The sequence below is a fragment of the Chitinophaga tropicalis genome (assembly GCF_009758205.1).
GTDB classification, from domain to species: Bacteria; Bacteroidota; Bacteroidia; order Chitinophagales; family Chitinophagaceae; genus Chitinophaga; species Chitinophaga tropicalis.
The window spans coordinates 189636-207098 of record NZ_WRXN01000009.1 but is presented as its reverse complement, the minus strand read 5'-3'; the positions used below and the strand labels follow the sequence as shown (position 1 = coordinate 207098).

The 17463-nt window shown below is 42.0% G+C and carries 17 protein-coding genes and 3 tRNA genes; 11 read left to right on the top strand and 9 right to left on the bottom strand.

What is annotated here, in order from left to right; genetic code table 11:
* Nucleotide 1 precedes the first annotated feature (1 nt).
* Both GO493_RS20000 and GO493_RS19995 read right to left on the bottom strand, forming a co-directional pair.
* Nucleotides 2-1138 (bottom strand): hypothetical protein, encoded by a 1137-nt coding sequence (locus GO493_RS20000; RefSeq protein WP_157308004.1) that lies wholly within the window; start codon nucleotides 1136-1138, stop codon nucleotides 2-4.
* Complete coding sequence (locus GO493_RS19995; protein ID WP_157308003.1) at nucleotides 1138-1770, bottom strand: ABC transporter ATP-binding protein; 633 nt, start codon at nucleotides 1768-1770, stop codon at nucleotides 1138-1140. The genes GO493_RS20000 and GO493_RS19995 overlap by 1 nt, the downstream gene beginning before the upstream one ends.
* Nucleotides 1771-2077: 307 nt before the next feature.
* On the opposite strand from GO493_RS19995, the gene GO493_RS19990 reads away from it, so the two are divergent.
* The 7 genes from GO493_RS19990 to GO493_RS19960 all read left to right on the top strand — a co-directional run bounded on the left by GO493_RS19990 (nucleotide 2078) and on the right by GO493_RS19960 (nucleotide 6568).
* Complete coding sequence (locus tag GO493_RS19990) at nucleotides 2078-2980, top strand: AraC family transcriptional regulator (RefSeq protein WP_157308002.1); 903 nt, start codon at nucleotides 2078-2080, stop codon at nucleotides 2978-2980.
* 88 nt (nucleotides 2981-3068) lie between these two features.
* On the top strand, nucleotides 3069-3908 hold the full coding sequence (locus GO493_RS19985) for an oxidoreductase (protein ID WP_157308001.1): 840 nt from the start codon (nucleotides 3069-3071) through the stop codon (nucleotides 3906-3908).
* Nucleotides 3909-3946: 38 nt separating this feature from the next.
* A complete protein-coding gene (locus GO493_RS19980) occupies nucleotides 3947-4849 on the top strand; it encodes a helix-turn-helix domain-containing protein (protein ID WP_157308000.1) in 903 nt (300 codons plus the stop codon).
* A gap of 481 nt (nucleotides 4850-5330) precedes the next feature.
* Nucleotides 5331-5403 (top strand) — tRNA-Gly (locus GO493_RS19975).
* 53 nt (nucleotides 5404-5456) lie between these two features.
* A tRNA-Leu gene (locus GO493_RS19970) sits at nucleotides 5457-5542 on the top strand.
* A 128-nt stretch (nucleotides 5543-5670) separates the two neighbouring features.
* Entirely contained in the window at nucleotides 5671-6468 is a 798-nt protein-coding gene (locus GO493_RS19965) for a Fic family protein (protein WP_157307999.1), read from the top strand.
* Nucleotides 6469-6482: 14 nt separating this feature from the next.
* Nucleotides 6483-6568: transfer RNA gene (locus GO493_RS19960), tRNA-Leu, on the top strand.
* Between the two features lie 117 nt (nucleotides 6569-6685).
* On the opposite strand, the gene GO493_RS19955 is transcribed toward GO493_RS19960, so the two are convergent.
* A complete protein-coding gene (locus GO493_RS19955; RefSeq protein WP_157307998.1) occupies nucleotides 6686-7216 on the bottom strand; it encodes a hypothetical protein in 531 nt (176 codons plus the stop codon).
* Between the two features lie 572 nt (nucleotides 7217-7788).
* Between GO493_RS19955 and GO493_RS19950 the strand changes: the two genes are divergently transcribed.
* Nucleotides 7789-8421 (top strand): ankyrin repeat domain-containing protein, encoded by a 633-nt coding sequence (locus tag GO493_RS19950; RefSeq protein ID WP_157307997.1) that lies wholly within the window; start codon nucleotides 7789-7791, stop codon nucleotides 8419-8421.
* Between the two features lie 63 nt (nucleotides 8422-8484).
* Here GO493_RS19950 and GO493_RS19945 read toward each other — a convergent pair whose 3' ends face one another.
* The 5 genes from GO493_RS19945 to GO493_RS19925 form a co-directional block, all read right to left on the bottom strand.
* Nucleotides 8485-9162, bottom strand: a complete 678-nt coding sequence (locus GO493_RS19945; RefSeq protein WP_157307996.1) for an alpha/beta fold hydrolase — start codon at nucleotides 9160-9162, stop codon at nucleotides 8485-8487.
* A gap of 134 nt (nucleotides 9163-9296) precedes the next feature.
* A complete protein-coding gene (locus tag GO493_RS19940; RefSeq protein ID WP_232538900.1) occupies nucleotides 9297-10949 on the bottom strand; it encodes an RluA family pseudouridine synthase in 1653 nt (550 codons plus the stop codon).
* Between the two features lie 315 nt (nucleotides 10950-11264).
* Complete coding sequence (locus GO493_RS19935; protein WP_232538899.1) at nucleotides 11265-11756, bottom strand: hypothetical protein; 492 nt, start codon at nucleotides 11754-11756, stop codon at nucleotides 11265-11267.
* 75 nt (nucleotides 11757-11831) lie between these two features.
* Entirely contained in the window at nucleotides 11832-12905 is a 1074-nt protein-coding gene (locus GO493_RS19930) for a class I fructose-bisphosphate aldolase (protein WP_157307994.1), read from the bottom strand.
* 261 nt (nucleotides 12906-13166) lie between these two features.
* Nucleotides 13167-13748, bottom strand: coding sequence for a hypothetical protein (locus GO493_RS19925; protein ID WP_157307993.1), 582 nt, complete (start codon nucleotides 13746-13748; stop codon nucleotides 13167-13169).
* Nucleotides 13749-13892: 144 nt separating this feature from the next.
* On the opposite strand from GO493_RS19925, the gene GO493_RS19920 reads away from it, so the two are divergent.
* The 3 genes from GO493_RS19920 (at nucleotide 13893) to GO493_RS19910 (ending at nucleotide 16127) form a co-directional block, all read left to right on the top strand.
* The gene (locus tag GO493_RS19920) at nucleotides 13893-14312 is read left to right on the top strand and encodes a DUF1330 domain-containing protein (RefSeq protein ID WP_157307992.1); all 420 of its coding nucleotides are present in this window, start codon (nucleotides 13893-13895) and stop codon (nucleotides 14310-14312) included.
* Nucleotides 14313-14337: 25 nt separating this feature from the next.
* On the top strand, nucleotides 14338-14907 hold the full coding sequence (locus tag GO493_RS19915) for a Crp/Fnr family transcriptional regulator (RefSeq protein ID WP_157307991.1): 570 nt from the start codon (nucleotides 14338-14340) through the stop codon (nucleotides 14905-14907).
* Nucleotides 14908-15068: 161 nt separating this feature from the next.
* Nucleotides 15069-16127, top strand: a complete 1059-nt coding sequence (locus GO493_RS19910) for a glycoside hydrolase family 2 TIM barrel-domain containing protein (protein ID WP_157307990.1) — start codon at nucleotides 15069-15071, stop codon at nucleotides 16125-16127.
* Nucleotides 16128-16380: 253 nt separating this feature from the next.
* Here GO493_RS19910 and GO493_RS19905 read toward each other — a convergent pair whose 3' ends face one another.
* Nucleotides 16381-17133, bottom strand: coding sequence for a hypothetical protein (locus GO493_RS19905; RefSeq protein ID WP_157307989.1), 753 nt, complete (start codon nucleotides 17131-17133; stop codon nucleotides 16381-16383).
* Nucleotides 17134-17463 lie beyond the last annotated feature (330 nt).

Here is a 17463-nt window from a genome sequence, read left to right as displayed (position 1 = left end):
TTTATCGTATCACGGAGGCTTGCAGCCGGTAATATTTATAATAAAAAAGTGTAAACGCAAGTAGTACTACAACAGGTGTTAACCACCAGATCAGACCATACAGGATCAGCCATACCATCACCAGGAAGAGCAGAAAAGTACGGAAAAGAAATTTGTTCATCTTCAATCCTGAAAGGAATAAAAGACCGCGGAAAAATAATGCAGTACCTGTTCCGAATAACAGTAGTCCCGTAGCTGTAAAGAAGTCCACACGGATATACAGCCAGATGATCTCCGGAACTAATAATACCAGGAAGGTGATGCTGAAGTTGAGAAATAACCGGTACCGCCTATAAGGCATATTACGTGCAAAGCCCAGGAAGGTCTCTTCAAAATAATGTGCTTTGTATATCAGTACCACATGGGTCATTATCACTGTCAGCATAACAATACCCGCGGCCCTCGCATCCAGTCGTATATCCTCAAAAAGATAGAATAACCCGGTAGCTGCAATAGATATGGACAGCAGTTTGGTAATGAGGTAAGCCAGTTTTCCCTTATCCGAAAGATGATAAAGAAAAAGAGAAAAGAAAGGCTTATTCCTGTTGCCCGATAATCTGATAATAAAAGAAAAGCGCTTCCCGTCCCTGAAACGGTTCACCATAAGAACATATGCTGCTGCACTGAGCATTGTCAGGAACAATATATAAAGTAATATGATCAGGGGTATGGTATAATGTTGATGGATGATGCCTATTACCAGGGCAAACAGTGCATAGATAATAGCAGGTATATTGATAAGCAGCTGTACAAAGAACCAGCTTTTGAATTGTTTTACTCTGTTCAGGGAAGTGCTGCTGTAAAAGAGAAATTGGTGTTCATCCATCAGTAGCAGTCCTGCAGCAAACTGCCAGCTTTTCACCGTGTAGATCATCAGCAGCGCAAAAAAAAGCAGCATGATAGTAGGAGAGGTGATCAGTGTTATGGTGATGATCAGCTGGAAATAGGTGAGAGCGTCGGTTGGTAATGTACCGGCGGTTTTAATAAAAAAGCAGTAGTTAATAACTGTTACAAACAGGAACAGTAAAGCGCCTGCATGTGCGCGATAAAATCCCTTACCGAATATTTTTACCAGTGCTTTTGTCAGCGGACCAGCCATCAGGAAATGAATTTAATGGTTTTATCATCGACCAGTATTTCCTTTGTTACAGGCAAGCCATCTTGCTGTAGGGACTGATGGGAGGAAAGGAAAAAGTTAACTCCCTGCTGATGTTTCTCGGCAATCCAGCCGTAAAGTATCCTGAGCGATTCCTGGTCTATGGTGATCAGCGGTTCATCCAGCAATATCAGTTCCGGGTTGCCCATAAAGGCAAGTACCAGGGAGAGTTTCTTTAACATACCGCTTGAATAGGTACCTAACGGGCGATGCAGGTAAGGCTGCATATGCATGCTTTCCACAAAATATTCTTCCTGTTTGGCAGGTGCGTTCTTGGATGCCGCAAATAATGCGATCATTTCCTTTCCTGTAAGGAACTCCGGGAATACCGGTTCCGCCTCTGCGAAATTTACCCGCTCACGGTAGGCGATGGTTTGCTTTTTCGGGCTGATATTGTCGTTTAACCGGATATCGCCATCAAAATCAAGTATTCCCGCCAGGACTTTCAATAAAGTGCTTTTTCCGGAACCATTAGAGCCTTTTATCCAGTAAATACCCGGTGCAATGGTCATATCGTCTATGGCCAGGACCGGGTGGTTATCATAATTCTTACGGAACTTGATGAATTGCAGCATATGTCTAAGATATAATATTATTCTGCAATGTGCATGATGATTTCTTTGAATCTCTCTTTAAATCCTTTAGGCTGCGCGCAGCGCAAAATCTCTCTCAAAAATTGCTTTTGCTGAAGGATGGTAAAAGCAATTTTTTTGAACAGCCTCTTCGCCCTTAATCAACAAAATGTTTGAATTTTGCAATCTTTAGTTTGTTTATCATAATTTTTGGATTCCCCTTCCATTTATTTTTGTACAAAGATGAATCATACCCCCTCAGCAAGGAAAGTAGGAGATCATTTCATCACGTTATCAACGTTTTATCTAGATGGAGACAACAGAAACCTTAGAAGATTTTTACCGGAATAAACAGCTGGCCCTGCCTGAGCATCTGCAGCAGGACAACGGCCATTTCAACGTATTCAGGCTGGAAAATAACAGGGGAAACCGTAGTGCCCCGCCCAAATACAGCCGCCGGGCTTTTTACAAGATCAGCCTGGTAAGAGGGCACAGTATTTTTCATTACGCAGACAAAAGCATAGAAGTATCCGGAACTACCCTGATATTCTTTAATCCAAAGGTACCCTATACCTGTCAGCCGTTATCAGAAGATACCACCGGTTACTTCTGCATTTTCAGGGAAGGCTTCTTCACAGAGAGAATGCGCGGAAGCATCAATGACTTCCCCATGTTTGCTCCCGGTGGGAAACCTGCTTACTTCCTGAATGATGAACAGGATAAACAGGTGAGTGGCATCTTTGAGAAGATGCTGGAAGAGATAGGCTCACAGTATAAGTACAAGTTCGATCTGTTAACTAACTATGTTACAGAAGCAATACATTATGCATTGAAGATGGATCCTTCAGAAACATTATATCATCATGCAGATGCAAAATCACGCATCACATCTGTATTTACTGAGTTACTGGAAAGACAGTTCCCGATAGAATCTCCCGATCAGCGTTTTGAAATGCGTTCTGCCAATGATTTCGCCAAACAACTGGCTGTACATGTTAATCATTTAAACAGGGCTATTAAAGAAACTACCGGCCGTACTACAACAGAACACATCTTCGAAAGACTGGCATCAGAAGCTAAGAGTCTGTTAAAGCATACTGACTGGAATATCTCTGAGATCAGCTATTGCCTTGGATTTGAGGAGCCTGCACACTTCAATAAGTTCTTTAAAAAACAGGTAGCGCTGACACCATCAGCATACAGGTCTTTTTAATGTTTGAAAGAGACAACTATCAGTTTGAAAGGTACAACGATTATGGAGAGGTGTCATAGTAACTTTGTAACATCAAAACGAAAACACTATGACACAGCAGAAAAAAGTATGGTTCGTTACAGGCGCTTCCAAAGGATTGGGCCTGGTAATAGTAAAGCAGCTGCTTGCCCAGGGATACCTGGTAGCAGCAACATCAAGAAAGGTAGAAGATCTGAGCAATGCAGTAGGTAGTAATGATAATTTCCTCCCACTGACTGTCGATCTTAAAACAGAAAAAAGTGTAGCCGATGCTCTTGCAGCTACTGTACAGAAGTTTGGCAGGGTAGACGTGATCGTGAATAATGCAGGTTACGGGCTGGTAGGTGGTCTGGAAGAGCTTTCCGACCAGGAAGCACGGGAGAATTTTGAAGTGAATGTATTCGGTGCATTGAATGTGATCAGGCAGTCTTTGCCTTACCTGAGAAAACAAAGTTCAGGGCATATCTTTAACATTTCTTCCATTGCTGGTTTCACAGGTTCTTTCCCCGGCTTTGGTATCTATTGTGCAACAAAGTTTGCGCTGACAGGTCTTACTGAATCATTGCGTGCAGAGGTGGCTCCTTTCGGCATCCATGCAACAGAAGTAGCCCCTGGATATTTCAGGACTAACTTCCTGGCATCAGATTCCCTGGTAGTTCCTAAAAACCAGATAGCTGAGTACCAGAATATACGCGACATACAGAATGCGCATACAGGACCGATTAACGGAAATCAGCAGGGCGATCCTGAAAAAGCTGCACTGGCTCTTATTAAGGTAGCAGAAGATGAAAATCCGCCGCTGCACCTGTTCCTCGGACAGGATGCCTATGATCTGGCTTATCAGAAGATAGAAGCAACAAAGAGTGATCTGGAAGCCTGGAAGCAGGTAACTGTATCAACAGCCTTCTAATACAGGAATGCCATAAGGCATCCAATAATGATTATATTATGGTAGATACGGAGACACTGGAGGAATTTTATAAAAGGAAGTTCAATTGGCTGCCAGATAACCTGAAACAGGACATAGGTCATTTTAATGTATTCCGGCTGGAGGATTTGCAGGGACCGAAAGCGAAACCGGTGAAATACAGCCGGAAGGATTTTTATAAGATAAGTCTCATAAGAGGCAGCAACCGTTATCATTATGCTGATAAAAGCATAGAGATCACCGGTACTACGCTGATGTTCTTTAATCCGCAGGTGCCATATACCTGGGAATCTTTATCTGACGATAAAACGGGTTTCTTCTGCATCTTTAAGGACCCGTTTTTCACCGAAAAGATGAGGGGACATATCAATGACCTGCCAATGTTCCGGATGGGAGGGAAGCCCGCCTATTTCCTTAATGAGGCGCAGGACCGTGTAATAAGTGATATTTTCCTGAAGATGATAGAAGAGATTTCCTCAGACTACCTGTACAAGTACGATCTGCTGAGGAATTACGTGACGGAGATCATTCACTTTGCGATGAAGATGGAACCGGCAGAAGCTTTATACCAACATCCGGATGCCAGGTCCCGTATCACTACCATATTTTCTGAACTGTTAGAGCGGCAGTTCCCCATAGAATCTCCCGCACAACGATTCTCTTTACGCTCTGCCAACGATTTTGCACAGCAGCTGGATATTCATGTCAACCACCTGAACAGGGTCATAAAAGAAACCACAGGTAAAACTACCTCCGAACTTATCTTCGAACGACAAATATCCGAAGCCAAGGCCCTGTTAAAATACACTAACTGGAACATTGCGGAGATCAGTTATTGCCTGGGGTTCGATCAGCCTGCTCACTTCAACAACTTTTTCAAGAAAAGGACCAGTCTGACGCCCTCTGCTTTCAGAATTGGATAAAAGCTATTTGCTGCCGACTGAAGGGCGAAAAGATCGCTCAAAATACTTTTAAACGTTCATCTGTACGCAGCGCAAATATCCTCATCAAAATGCTTTCATAGCAGAGCTGGTTTCTTCCCTTCAAAAATGCTTTTGCCACCGACCAGATTTCTTTTCTTCAAAAACTGCTTTTAAACTTTCAGCCGCGCGCAGCGCAAAAATATACTCTCAAAAATGCTTTCGCCGAAGGCGAAAGCATTTTTGAGAGTATTCTACATTATAAAAAAAATAAAGCTGGTACCCTGACAGATTTCCCTTAAATTGACACAAGAAGCAGGACAGACAATAGCTTTAAAAACTTGTAGATAGCTCCGCTACATCTGCGATTTAAAACAAATTTGAAAAATTGGGTATAGATTTTTGGTTATTTAAAAACTATTCCTATCTTTGCAATCCCAACGAAAAAACAACGGTTCTTTTAGCGGGTAAGTTCTTATGATAAGCGGAAGTAGCTCATTTGGTAGAGCACGACCTTGCCAAGGTCGGGGTGGCCGGTTCGAGCCCGGTCTTCCGCTCAGTACAAAGCTTCCAAATTGCTGATGCAGTTTGGATTTTTTGTTTACAGGATACCCGGGTGGTGGAATTGGTAGACACGCGGGACTTAAAATCCCGTTCCCAGCAATGGGAGTGTGGGTTCAACTCCCATCCCGGGTACATTGAAGCTGGCGCTTCGAAATAGTTGATAAAAAAGGCATCGCGAGAGCGGTGCCTTTTTTGTTTGTATAAGATTGGCTATATTTCTATTGGTAGATTTTTCCTTTCATAATTCACTTTTGCTTCGTATGAGTAGTTACCAGCTTCAAATAATAGACGAAAGCTTATTGCAACAATTCAAGGATAAGGTTGATGCAAAAGCACTTGCTACTACTTTTTCAGCATTAGAGGATGCCGAATTATCTAATGGTAATTTCAGTTTTTATACATCGGTCGCTTCAGTATATTCCAGTAAAATCGAAGGCGAGCCTGTCGAGTTAGATTCATACATAAAGCATAAACGGTTTGGCATTGAATTTCAGCCAGATTATACAAGGAAAATTGATGACTTATATCTTGCGTATCAATTTGCCAAAGATCATGTACCCACTAAAGAGAATATCTCAAAGGTGCATAGCATACTAGCTAAACATATTCTATCCAGCAATTGGCAGGGACGTTTCAGAAATCAGAACATGTATGTCACCACAGAGGATGGAAGAATTGAGTATGTCGCAGCTTCACCATTTATAGTTAATGCTGAAATGGAAAAACTATACGGTGACATGGCATTCCTGATGAAACAAAATTTGGACATACAGGAGATTTTTTATTTCTCCAGCATGATTCACCTTGTTTTTGTGAAGATACACCCATGGAATGATGGCAACGGCAGAAGTGCCAGGTTACTGGAGAAATGGTTTCTGGCACAACAGCTAGGACCCAAAGCATGGTTTGTACAATCTGAAAAATATTATTACATGCATCACCAGGAATACTACAGTAATATCAGATTGCTTGGACTCGAATATGACATACTAAACTATAGCGCAGCTATACCTTTTTTGCTGATGTTGAGCAAAGCTGTGCTGGAGCCTGGGGAGTAAAGTTTTAAATAGATACCCGGGTGGTGGAATTGGTAGACACGCGGGACTTAAAATCCCGTTCCCAGCAATGGGAGTGTGGGTTCAACTCCCATCCCGGGTACATTGAAGCTGGCGCTTCGAAATAGTTGATAAAAAAGGCATCGCGAGAGCGGTGCCTTTTTTGTTTGAAGATTCAATAGTTCAACTTCTCTGGATAGCTTTTTTGATATAACTATCCTTAGCAACCACCTTTGCGAGGGGGATGCTTATAAATTACTTTACCATCTCGTTCTGCATATTCGCCCGATACTATTGGATAGGCATACTTGGGCGCGTACGATACGCTATGGCTTTTTATAATTATTTTGTCGTTAACCTTCAGACTACGTAGCTGCTGAGGCTCACCGTCAAACCTGAGAATATAATCGTCACCATTAATTCTGCCCATTACTCCGAAACCTAATAATGAGCCTGGCGGAAGAGAAAGAGAGGTTACAACCGCCTCCATATTGGTATAATCCTTAATGTACTTCCTTATTTTAGCAGCACCGGCATACACTTTCTTTCCTTCGGGAGACGCTTCCCATTTTTTGAACTTTATACCTTCGGGGGTAGCCTCCCATATTTTCATTGCTGCCCTCCTTTCAGCATCAGTAAGCGGTTTTGGAGATGACTTTTTAGGAGCTTCATTTTTAGTTTCGCGATTAGCAAATACTAGTCCGCTTACCACAACCAGCAATAAGATCAGTGCATAAATTACCTTTTTCATAATGTTTGTGTGTTAATTAAATAATTATATAGATTCTGTTGTTAAACTATCTGCTGCATACTTTTTTAGATATCGCGTTGGTAAAGCGACCATCTTAGCGCCAGGTTTCTGCTGAGCCTGTGCGGGATAGTGAATTAGGTCCTGTGAGTAGATGAGCAGGCTGTTCAAAACGGTTCCTTTATTTTTCATATCCTATTAAAATTTGATACAGCGAACCTACTTTAATCCTTTCAGCTTGAATGGATAAGGATTGTAAATTAAAATGTAAACTTTGTAAATTATTGTAATAAGTACCCTGAACCTTTAGGAATTCGTTGCCTAAGATCGTCCCTGGCTGCAAAAAAGGTCGCTGCTACCTGAGATGGACGATGAACGGATTGCGACGCAACGAAGATGCCCTGGAAACCGGAAGCTGGTACCCAAACAATCTACGCTGCCAACTTGATTTCATATGGTGACGCTCTCTTAACTTGAAATAGCCACTATTTGACAAGAAAATTGCTATAACTTAATAGGAAATTGATCTTACATTTACTTGAAAAGGATAGATTTTGTATTAAAATAAAGTTATCATGAGAGACCTGATCAATCATAAGGATTATGAAGGGATCAAAAAAGCGCTTGCTCAAAATCCCTCACTTGCCAATGAGGGCATTCCTTTTGATGAAAAGAATACTGCCAAAGCCCATCCGCTACATCGAATTTGTGATGGGGTATTTGCCCATACCTATACTGATAAAGAAGCGGTTGAAATGGCCCGGATATTTTTAGCATATGGAGCAAACATTAACGGCTACGAATTAATCGAAAAATATGATACACCTCTTATTGCAGCAGCCAGTCTGCATGCAGAAGAAGTCGGTATTTTGTATATAGAAAACGGAGCTTTTATTCACCATGCAGGATGCCATGGAGGAACTGCTTTGCACTGGGCTGCCTGGGTGGGAAGAGATAAGCTGGTAGAAAGGTTGATCCGGGAAAAGGCAGACATTCATAAACAATGTATTGACTTTAAAGGCACCCCGCTCCTGTGGGCCGTCCACGGATTCAAACATGGAGGTTTGGAAAACAGGCATCACCAGGTTGAATGTATCCGGCTGCTCATCGAGGCAGGGGCCGACAAAACTACTCCCAATATAGCAGGAAGCAGACCGCAGGATTTTCTTGATGAACAGGATACAGCGTTGATCTGCCTGTTAAGATAGCGCGACAGAAAGATGATGGATATGGTAATGGGCAGCCATGCTTTCTTGTGAGAGCAGTAACTTTTACACTTCCAGCCTACACAAAACCTCAACCAATTTATCCGGACATTCTCTCATCACATTGTGCCCGCAATGTATTGTTTCAACAATCCAATCCCGGGAATCTTTTAAATCCTCATATTGTTTCACAAAAGGGCTTTGTTCCCATCCACTAAGATAAATAAACGCACGGTTAGAAATTCGTTCATAATTCCCATTCAAATGTAAAGTTTGCATGAATGTTGCCAGAGGATGTGGCCTTCTCCGATCATCTGATCCTGCCGGAACGGCAACAGTAAAGCCATCATCGCCGGCTCCGGCTACAAAACGATGCCGGTATACTTCACTCGTAAGACTCCAGCAGGAATCGCCATCTTTAGGAATATAGGCATCAATGTAAACAAGTGCATGTATCCTTTCCGGAATTTTATCTGCAACGCCTGTAATAACTAATCCGGCATAACTATGACCGCATAAGATTACATTATTGATATCTTCTTTTACAAGAATGTCTATTACGAACTGGATATGAGTATCTAAATTTATGATCCTGTTTTGTACCTCGGGTTGTACTTCAAGACCTGGTAAGGTTAATGAAATACATTTTTTTCCTGACTGCTCCAGTTGGGTAGTTATTGGATCGTAAGCCCAACCACCATGCCATCCTCCGGGAACAAACACATATGTTTTTTCATTTTTCATAATTTACAAGATAAACAAATAAGGCAGCATTTATCCTGCCCGTATTTTTAGACCAGGCTCCGGGCTAATTATATTCATTTATAAGATTAACAACTACTTGAACAAATGAAGCCGCTTAAAAGAACAACACATCCTTAAAACTCCCCTTCCACTTCAAAACTCACTTTCTCCTTATTTCCCGGATGTATAAACTCAATATGAGCGGCATGCAGATACATCCTTTCCGATGCCATGCCATAAAGATCATCCCCAACAATCGGTGCATTAAGCCCAAGCTCATGAGCTGAGTGCATCCGCAACTGATGCGTTCTTCCCGTGAGCGGCCAGAAATCGATCTTGGTCATGGATTCATATCTTTTAACCACTTTCCACTTGGTGACACTCTTTTTCCCGGATGTAAAGCAAACCAGCTGTCTTGGACGGTTAAGCAGATCAGCACACAACGGAAGATCGATCTCGCCTTCTGACTGATCGATCACTTTAGAAAGCAGGGCTGTATAACGCTTACTTACTGTGCGTTTCAGAAATTGCCTTTGGATATGCTTATGCGCCTCGGGAGTTTTAGCTACTACCAGCAATCCCGAGGTATCCATATCCAGCCGGTGAACTATCAATGGCTCTGTATCCTTAAATATATGTTTCAGCCTCGTATAAACTGAATCCTCGATATTAACTCCTGGCACAGAACGTAATCCGGCAGGCTTATTAACTACAATAAAACTGTCATCCTTATAAACTATTTCAAGCTGGCCAACCTTTTCCGGGACGCGTAAAAGCGGATTTTCGTCCACAGGCATTCCTTCAAGCATATGTTCCAGTATTGGCTTGCATTTACCAGTACATGCCGGATAAAAATGCTTATGTTTTCTGATCTCAGATTTCGGTGCAGCTCCCCACCAGAATTCTCCCATGGCAATTGGTTTATAGCCATTCAAAAATGCAAATTGGAGTAATTTAGGTATTGCACATTCACCTGCTGCCGAAGGAGGTTTACGAAGGGCCGTCTGGCTGAAAATTTCCTGTAAGCTTTTACTTTTGCCATCTTTGTTCAGGAAGGCATATTGCTCAAAAAGCTGTTGCTGTAAAGCGGCTGATTTCTCTTTGCGTTCATTCTTTAAGTTCTCGATATCAGTCTCAAATTGAGCTGATCTTGCTCTCATTTCTTCCAGGATCCGTTCCCATTTGTTTGTAAGTGTTTTAAGCTGATGCTTATCATACAAACTCTGTTTAACAAGATCTGCTTCAGTAATAGCATAATCCTCCTGGCTCAGGCTATTCATCAGCTGTTCACGGAGTTTCTTCCGGCTTTCTTTATTGCTCTTTAATTGTTTCTTTAAAGTGGTGATTTCCAGTAAGGATTCGGCTGATAATTCTTTAATGCGCTGATCAAGGTTTTGATAATTTTCGTCTGAGCATATTTCCTTGATCCGGGTATTAATGGTAGTGATAATTTCCAGGTCTTTGAGAAAGAAACTATTTTCAACCAGCATATCAAAAACAGGAGGGACAAATTTCGGATGATCATTTGAACCTGCCAGTTTGCCCGAAAAAGCCGAAAGATAGCCCAGTTTCCCATCGGTATCCTGTACTACCAGGACGCCAAACATTTTTCCAATGGCATTTCCCTCGCTATTGGCATTCAGTCCAAAGTTGTGCTCCAGGTCATTCTGTGTTTCCAGGTAATGTTGCAGCCCGGCAGCGGCTATTTTTGTTAACGGATGTGGTTCGTAATAAAATGGAAAGGTAAACCGTTCAGGTAATACAATTTGATTTATCGAATCATCCAAAAAATAGGAAATCTTGCTTCCACTAATGTCTCCCAAGTACTTTTGCTTTATTTAGGCTGCAAAAGTATCACTTCTATGTTAATAGATTTTAAAAAAATAGCCCATGGCTAAAGATCTTTCAAGGGTTAGCCATTTTAAGCTGAGGAATTCCCTCTTGACAAAAGAACAGCTTTTAAACTGCAGAAACTCTCCAAAGTACAGTTTCTGAATATTGCTTCAGGAGGTGGGCGGTATGTAAGTCATCTGATGATGGAACCAAAATAGAAGTAAGAACATACAATGGCGCAATAATAACTCTCATTACCAACAACGCATTCAAAATACTTCCAGGATCTCCGTCTCTCTCTTATTAAAGAGAAAGCGGTCTCCTGCTTTTTTGTGAAGCAATAACTTCGCAAGCGGAGCATATGGTGAAAGAAAAAACACCGGCAGATCATCTACTATCTGCTTACCCAATCCAGCTGCAATAAAAAAAGAATGATCTGAACATTTTACAAAAGCGCCTGCCTGAGCGGTTGTGTGAACGATATTTATATTTACTTTCTGTAAAAGGTCAAGCTCTTTAAGATTTTCTGCCTGTTGACGCGCATACATATCTTTTTCCAGGTGTCCCATTGCTCTTCCTGTTTCGTATTTATCCCCCGCCGAACTCTTACCTTCACTATTAGCCGCTTCCTGGGCGCTATCAATAGCGGATTTTGTCATTGCAATTCGTTCAGTAATGAGCAGCTCTCCGGCTTTTTTAAGTCTGGCTTTAAAGTCAATTATCTCGTCGCGCGTCATAATTTCATTGAATAATTCCTGCATTTAAATGCCTTGAACACATAGCAGTGCTTTACTGGCAACCGGATTGAAAGATACGCAACGATTTGCAAATACAGTTTATGCTATTGTAATCCCCTTATCCAGGTACACATCCTGTATCGCATTCAATATTTCCACGCCTTCTTTCATCGGGCGTTGAAATGCCTTACGACCGCTGATAAGTCCCATACCGCCGGCGCGTTTATTCACTATAGCTGTTGTAACCGCTTCTGCCATATCACTGTCACCTGATGAAGCGCCGCCACTATTGATCAATCCCGCGCGACCCATATAACAATTCGCTACCTGGTAACGGCAAAGATCAATCGGGTGGTCACTGGTAAGCTCCTCATAAATACGCTTGTCATTCTTGCCATAGGGAGATTCCTTTGTATTCAGCGCCAGATAACCGCCATTGTTTTCCGGCAGTTTTTGTTTGATGATATCAGCTTCAATTGTTACCCCCAGGTGATTGGCCTGCCCGGTAAGATCGGCAGACACATGAAAATCTTTTTCTTTAGTTTTGAATGCAGGATTACGTAGATAGCACCACAGGATAGTCGCCATGCCTAGTTCATGAGCCATTTCAAATGCCTTGCTCACTTCCTGTATCTGCCTTGTTGATTCCTCGCTGCCAAAGTAGATGGTAGCACCCACAGCAGCAGCGCCCAGATTCCAGCCTGCTTTGATAGAAGCAAACATGATCTGATCAAATTTATTAGGATAAGTAAGAAACTCGTTATGGTTCACTTTGACAATAAAAGGAATTTTATGCGCATATTTTCTTGCAAGGATACCTAAACCGCCATAAGTGGTAGCCACTGCATTACAACCCCCTTCCATCGCAAGTTTGATAATATTTTCAGGATCGAAATAGATCGGGTTTTTAGCAAAAGAAGCGCCCGCGCTGTGTTCAATGCCCTGGTCAACAGGAAGAATAGAAAGGTAGCCGGTATTTGCTAACCTGCCATTACTATACATCCCTTGCAAATTACGCATCACTTGCGGATTACGGTCGCTGTTTATCCAGATACGGTCAACAAAATCAGGGCCTGGCAGGTGCAACTGTTCCTGGGAAATTGTTTTACATTGGTGATTGAGAAGGTATTCAGCTTTGTCGCCGAGCAATCCGGTTATATTTCTTACAGACATAGCAATCAATTTAGATTATCGTATAAGTAACCAATAGTTAAGCTAAAGAAAAAAATGGTATGCTGATAGTTTTACATGGAGTTAATATCAAATGATGACTTAAATATATTTCTATAGTCTGTAATATTTTCCTGCAAAATATTCTCATCCTAATGACCATCCCCGTCGCCACATCTTTCTCATTTTCATTTAAATCAAATAAATTAGGGTGCCTCATTTATTTATGAAGCACCCTATTCAGTATCTTAACTCTCCCCTCTATCAATACCCCGACAAATACATATTAAACGAACGTTCAGAACTAAAATAAACCAAATCCAAAGCTCGGCTGTTAGTTTGCCAGCTCAGACTCGGCTGAGGCGCCTTACCAGCCTTTAATGCAACCACCAGAGAATCCGGCGTAACCATCGTCACCTCATTATTCGGCGGATTAACCCACTGCCTCTGCACTATTGTAGCCCCCATCTTAGCAGCTGTGTGCTCATAAAAATAAAGGAAGTTCTTATTACCACTGGCCGGATCCAGCGTATCAGTACAACCCAGGTTAATAATGCTGACCTTATTGCCACTTTGTAAATTAAGTAACAACTTGTAATGCTGCCCTGGCGCTGCAGGGTCAATGGCTGGCAGACTAATAGCAGCTTCCACCTGACCATTATTCAATTTTGTATACTGGTAATCCTTTTTGTTCTTCAGGGACGGCTCTATAACGCTATAGTCCTTACCAAGATAACCGGTTACAATTTCAGGAGTGATCTGTAATACCTGTGGATCTTCGTCGTCTTTTTTACAGGCAACAAACAGGGCAATGCTACAAGCTAACAGTACAATTTTCTTTTTCAAAGGTTTCTTTTTAGAAGGCAAAAATTAATCAAAAAAGTTAAAAAAAGAAACTCAACCTGGCAAGTTCAACTCTTTATTTTATAAAACTACTTTAATTTTTTTCTCCTGCTAATCGCATTCCTTTGCATAACAATCTTTAAGAAAATGACAAGAACGACTAACATTAATGCATTGACTGTATCAAAGATAGCAGGATCATTCCCGGCCGATGCTCCTGTATGCATGGTAAATTTATTACGCTATAGGGAATATGCAGACTATAATAATGCAGCAGGACAGTCCCCCTGCTCCGGAAGAGAAGTCTATTTTCACAGGTATGTAAAGGAGTTTAACAAAATTGCTGCAAACGAAGGAGTGAAAGTCTTATTTTTAGGCAATGTCAGGGCCGGAATTGTAACCCCCGAAGAAGAGCAATGGGATGATATTGCAATTATCGAATATCCTTCCTATAACGTTTTCCGCCGGATTGTAGAAAGTGCAGAGTATATTGCAGATGTAGAACCTCACAGAAAGGCTGCTTTAGAGGACTGGCGGTTGATAGCCACCAACGGCGTTCAGGTGTGACCTGCTATGGAAAAACCTTGTATCAATGTACGAACTTATCTTGAGTAACTTTGCAAAACATATCTCATTGACACCTGCTGAAACAGAATATGTTAAAACCCTGTTGGAGCATCGGGTAGTAAAGAAGAATACTGTTATTCTGAAAAGCGGAGATATATGCAGGAACTTTTATTTTGTAACAAAAGGTTGCCTCCGTATGCTTAACGTAGACGATAAGGGGAGGGAGCATATTGTATCTTTTTATCCTGAGAACTGGTGGGCTGTCGAGCTATCCAGCTTTTATTCCCACAGCCCGGCATTCTATTCAATAGATGCCCTGGAAGATACAGAACTATTTTATTTTACGCAGGATAGTGTTGATATCCTGTACGAGGAGATCCCTAAATTTGAACGTTTCTTTCGCATCTTCCTCCAGAACGCAGTCGTAATGTACCAACGTCGTATGACGGCCATGTTGTCACAACCGGCGGAAGACCGTTACGCCCTGTTTCAGAAACGTTATCCCGGTCTTGAACAAAGAATAGCACAGAAACATATTGCGGCCCACCTGGGTATTACGCCGGTATTTTTAAGCATGCTACGGAAACGCTTATAGGAACTATATCACCTGATTAACCTGTACGGATTGCCGATGAGCTCCTCATAAATACGCTTATCATTTTTTTTCATTCCTGTTGCTATAATTTTCTTATTTTTTTGCCGCAAAAATTACAGCGTGAAAAACCCTATTATTTTCCCGTTAAAAAAACTAAATCTATGTTCACGAAAAGAGTAGCAATTCTGATGGCCTGCGGCCTGTTATTTATCACTATGGCCACAGCGCAGAACAAATGGTCCGCCAGCAAGGCAAATGAATGGTATGCCAGACAGGGATGGTTAAGAGGAAGTAATTTCCAGCCATCCACAGCCATTAATCAACTGGAGATGTTCCAACAGGAAACGTTCGACACAGCTACTATCAACCGGGAGCTGGGGTGGGCAGAAAACCTGGGATTCAACGTGATGAGAGTATACCTGCATCACCTTTTATGGGCGGCAGATAAAACAGGATTTAAAAAGAGGCTGGATACTTACCTTGCCATTTCTTCCAGGCATCATATCAAGACCCTGTTCGTATTTTTTGACGATTGCTGGAATGATACTGCCTGGCTGGGAAAGCAGCCGGAGCCAAAAACAGGCGTACATAATTCCGGCTGGGTAAGAGATCCCGGTTCTATGATACACACACATCCTGATACAATGAAAGTGCTGGAGGCATACGTTAAAGATGTGTTGACCACTTTCCGGAACGACGACCGCATATTGCTGTGGGACCTTTACAATGAACCCGGCAATAGCAACCAGTTCAGCAAAAGCATGCCTTTGTTGCAAAAAGTGTTTCAATGGGCATGGGAAGTAAGGCCATCACAGCCTGTGTCATCAGGTGTCTGGAATAATGGTCCTGAATTTAAAGACCTTAACAGGTTTCAGTTAGAGAGCTCCGATGTGATCACCTATCACAATTACGTCTACATAGACGATCACCGGCATACTATCGATACATTGAGAAAGTATAACAGACCGCTCATCTGCACAGAATATATGGCCAGGAGGAATGGCAGTTTATTCCAGCTCATCATGCCATTGCTGAAAGCTGAGAATGTGGGTGCCATCAACTGGGGATTTGTAAGCGGGAAAACCAATACTATCTATGCCTGGGACACACCCATTCCCGATGGAAAAGAACCGCAGCTATGGTTCCATGACATTTACAGGAAGGATGGAACACCATTCAGCAAAGAAGAAGAAGCCTTTATTAAAAAGTTGTGTAAATGAGACTTGAATATTAACGCATCGTTTCCTGGAACCCCGTGGCACCCTACTTGTCCGGGAGATATCCGTTTATCAATGAATAAACTGAACAAAATACACTGATTGAACAGAATGATATTTGAATGACTAAAAGAAGAATACTACTTTTATTAAAACAGGAGCTACAAAGAAAAGATAGGGATTATGAATCATGCTTTCTGTTATCATGTTGAGGAAGGGCCGGATTATTCTGGTCCTTTTTCCTTTATAAGAGCGTTCAGGACACCCCTGCAACCGCAAGTGCATTGCAAACCCCATCCTTCAGATCATAAGACACTCCATTAACCAGCTGAATAAACCGGATGCCCATCACCATAAATAAAGGCTTTATACTACCAGCCGTAACTGATACCGTAAGATGCAAAGCCGATGTTGCCTCACTGTTTATCGGCAGCTCATTGCTCCATGCAAAACCATTAACATAATTACCCGCTTCAAAATCAATCTCCGCACCACCGCAGGAAATCACAAAATGTGTAGCCCCTGCCGGCGCAGCAATCATCTCTTTTGGAATGAAGGCTGGTACATGCAATGTCATAGTACCACCAGCCCGGTCAATATCAGTAGAATACGAGGCTAACAGCATACGCTCTAATTTACTGTCTGCATTAAATTCAAAACCGGTCAGTAATTCCAGCTCGCCGTCAGTCACATTCCGCTGGCCACGTTCATTGATAACATCCGTCTTGATCACCTTTGAAAAAACCTGCACCAGCCTGCCCGCAGCAATACTGTCACTTGCATTTTGCATAAGTGATCTGAAACACATCCTCACCAGCCTGCCAGCTTTGGAAGCCCTCCCGAATTCTGTACTGTTCTCCCTTGTTCTCCTGAACGCCGGATCACTGGCAATCCTTTGAGCATCGACATTACCTTTCCTGCGTGCTATATAACCGCCCGTTTTACTATAGTAAAAAATAATATTATCAATTGTTCCTCTAAGAGGTATAATACCTGCTTGCCTTGTCATATTGAAATTTTTAGTTCATCAATACTACGACACTCTTGCCATAGGAAAAAAATACCTTGCCGCTTTTGCCGTTTATGCCAATTTTGCCTGAAATAGTACTATGACCGGTGCTGATACATGGCTGAATGCTACCCGGATACCCCTTGTTTCAGGTATCTTTCAGGCATGTTTGAAGCATGTCATAAGCATGTTTAGTGTATGTATTGCGGTACCACTTCTGCACCACATAAAACAAGGGATATTTCTCCATACCACTACTTTTTCATAGCTTAGTAATGCTTGATACAAGCAAGGTTAACTTTTCGTGAACAGGATATAAATTAACGGACG

Coding starts and splice junctions, on each gene's coding strand:
- GO493_RS20000 (WP_157308004.1), bottom strand. CDS start 1,138: ATGGCTGGTCCGCTGACAAAAGCACTGGTAAAAATATTCGGTAAGGGA.
- GO493_RS19995 (WP_157308003.1), bottom strand. CDS start 1,770: ATGCTGCAATTCATCAAGTTCCGTAAGAATTATGATAACCACCCGGTC.
- GO493_RS19990 (WP_157308002.1), top strand. CDS start 2,078: ATGGAGACAACAGAAACCTTAGAAGATTTTTACCGGAATAAACAGCTG.
- GO493_RS19985 (WP_157308001.1), top strand. CDS start 3,069: ATGACACAGCAGAAAAAAGTATGGTTCGTTACAGGCGCTTCCAAAGGA.
- GO493_RS19980 (WP_157308000.1), top strand. CDS start 3,947: ATGGTAGATACGGAGACACTGGAGGAATTTTATAAAAGGAAGTTCAAT.
- GO493_RS19965 (WP_157307999.1), top strand. CDS start 5,671: ATGAGTAGTTACCAGCTTCAAATAATAGACGAAAGCTTATTGCAACAA.
- GO493_RS19955 (WP_157307998.1), bottom strand. CDS start 7,216: ATGAAAAAGGTAATTTATGCACTGATCTTATTGCTGGTTGTGGTAAGC.
- GO493_RS19950 (WP_157307997.1), top strand. CDS start 7,789: ATGAGAGACCTGATCAATCATAAGGATTATGAAGGGATCAAAAAAGCG.
- GO493_RS19945 (WP_157307996.1), bottom strand. CDS start 9,162: ATGAAAAATGAAAAAACATATGTGTTTGTTCCCGGAGGATGGCATGGT.
- GO493_RS19935 (WP_232538899.1), bottom strand. CDS start 11,756: ATGCAGGAATTATTCAATGAAATTATGACGCGCGACGAGATAATTGAC.
- GO493_RS19930 (WP_157307994.1), bottom strand. CDS start 12,905: ATGTCTGTAAGAAATATAACCGGATTGCTCGGCGACAAAGCTGAATAC.
- GO493_RS19920 (WP_157307992.1), top strand. CDS start 13,893: ATGACAAGAACGACTAACATTAATGCATTGACTGTATCAAAGATAGCA.
- GO493_RS19915 (WP_157307991.1), top strand. CDS start 14,338: ATGTACGAACTTATCTTGAGTAACTTTGCAAAACATATCTCATTGACA.
- GO493_RS19910 (WP_157307990.1), top strand. CDS start 15,069: ATGTTCACGAAAAGAGTAGCAATTCTGATGGCCTGCGGCCTGTTATTT.
- GO493_RS19905 (WP_157307989.1), bottom strand. CDS start 17,133: ATGACAAGGCAAGCAGGTATTATACCTCTTAGAGGAACAATTGATAAT.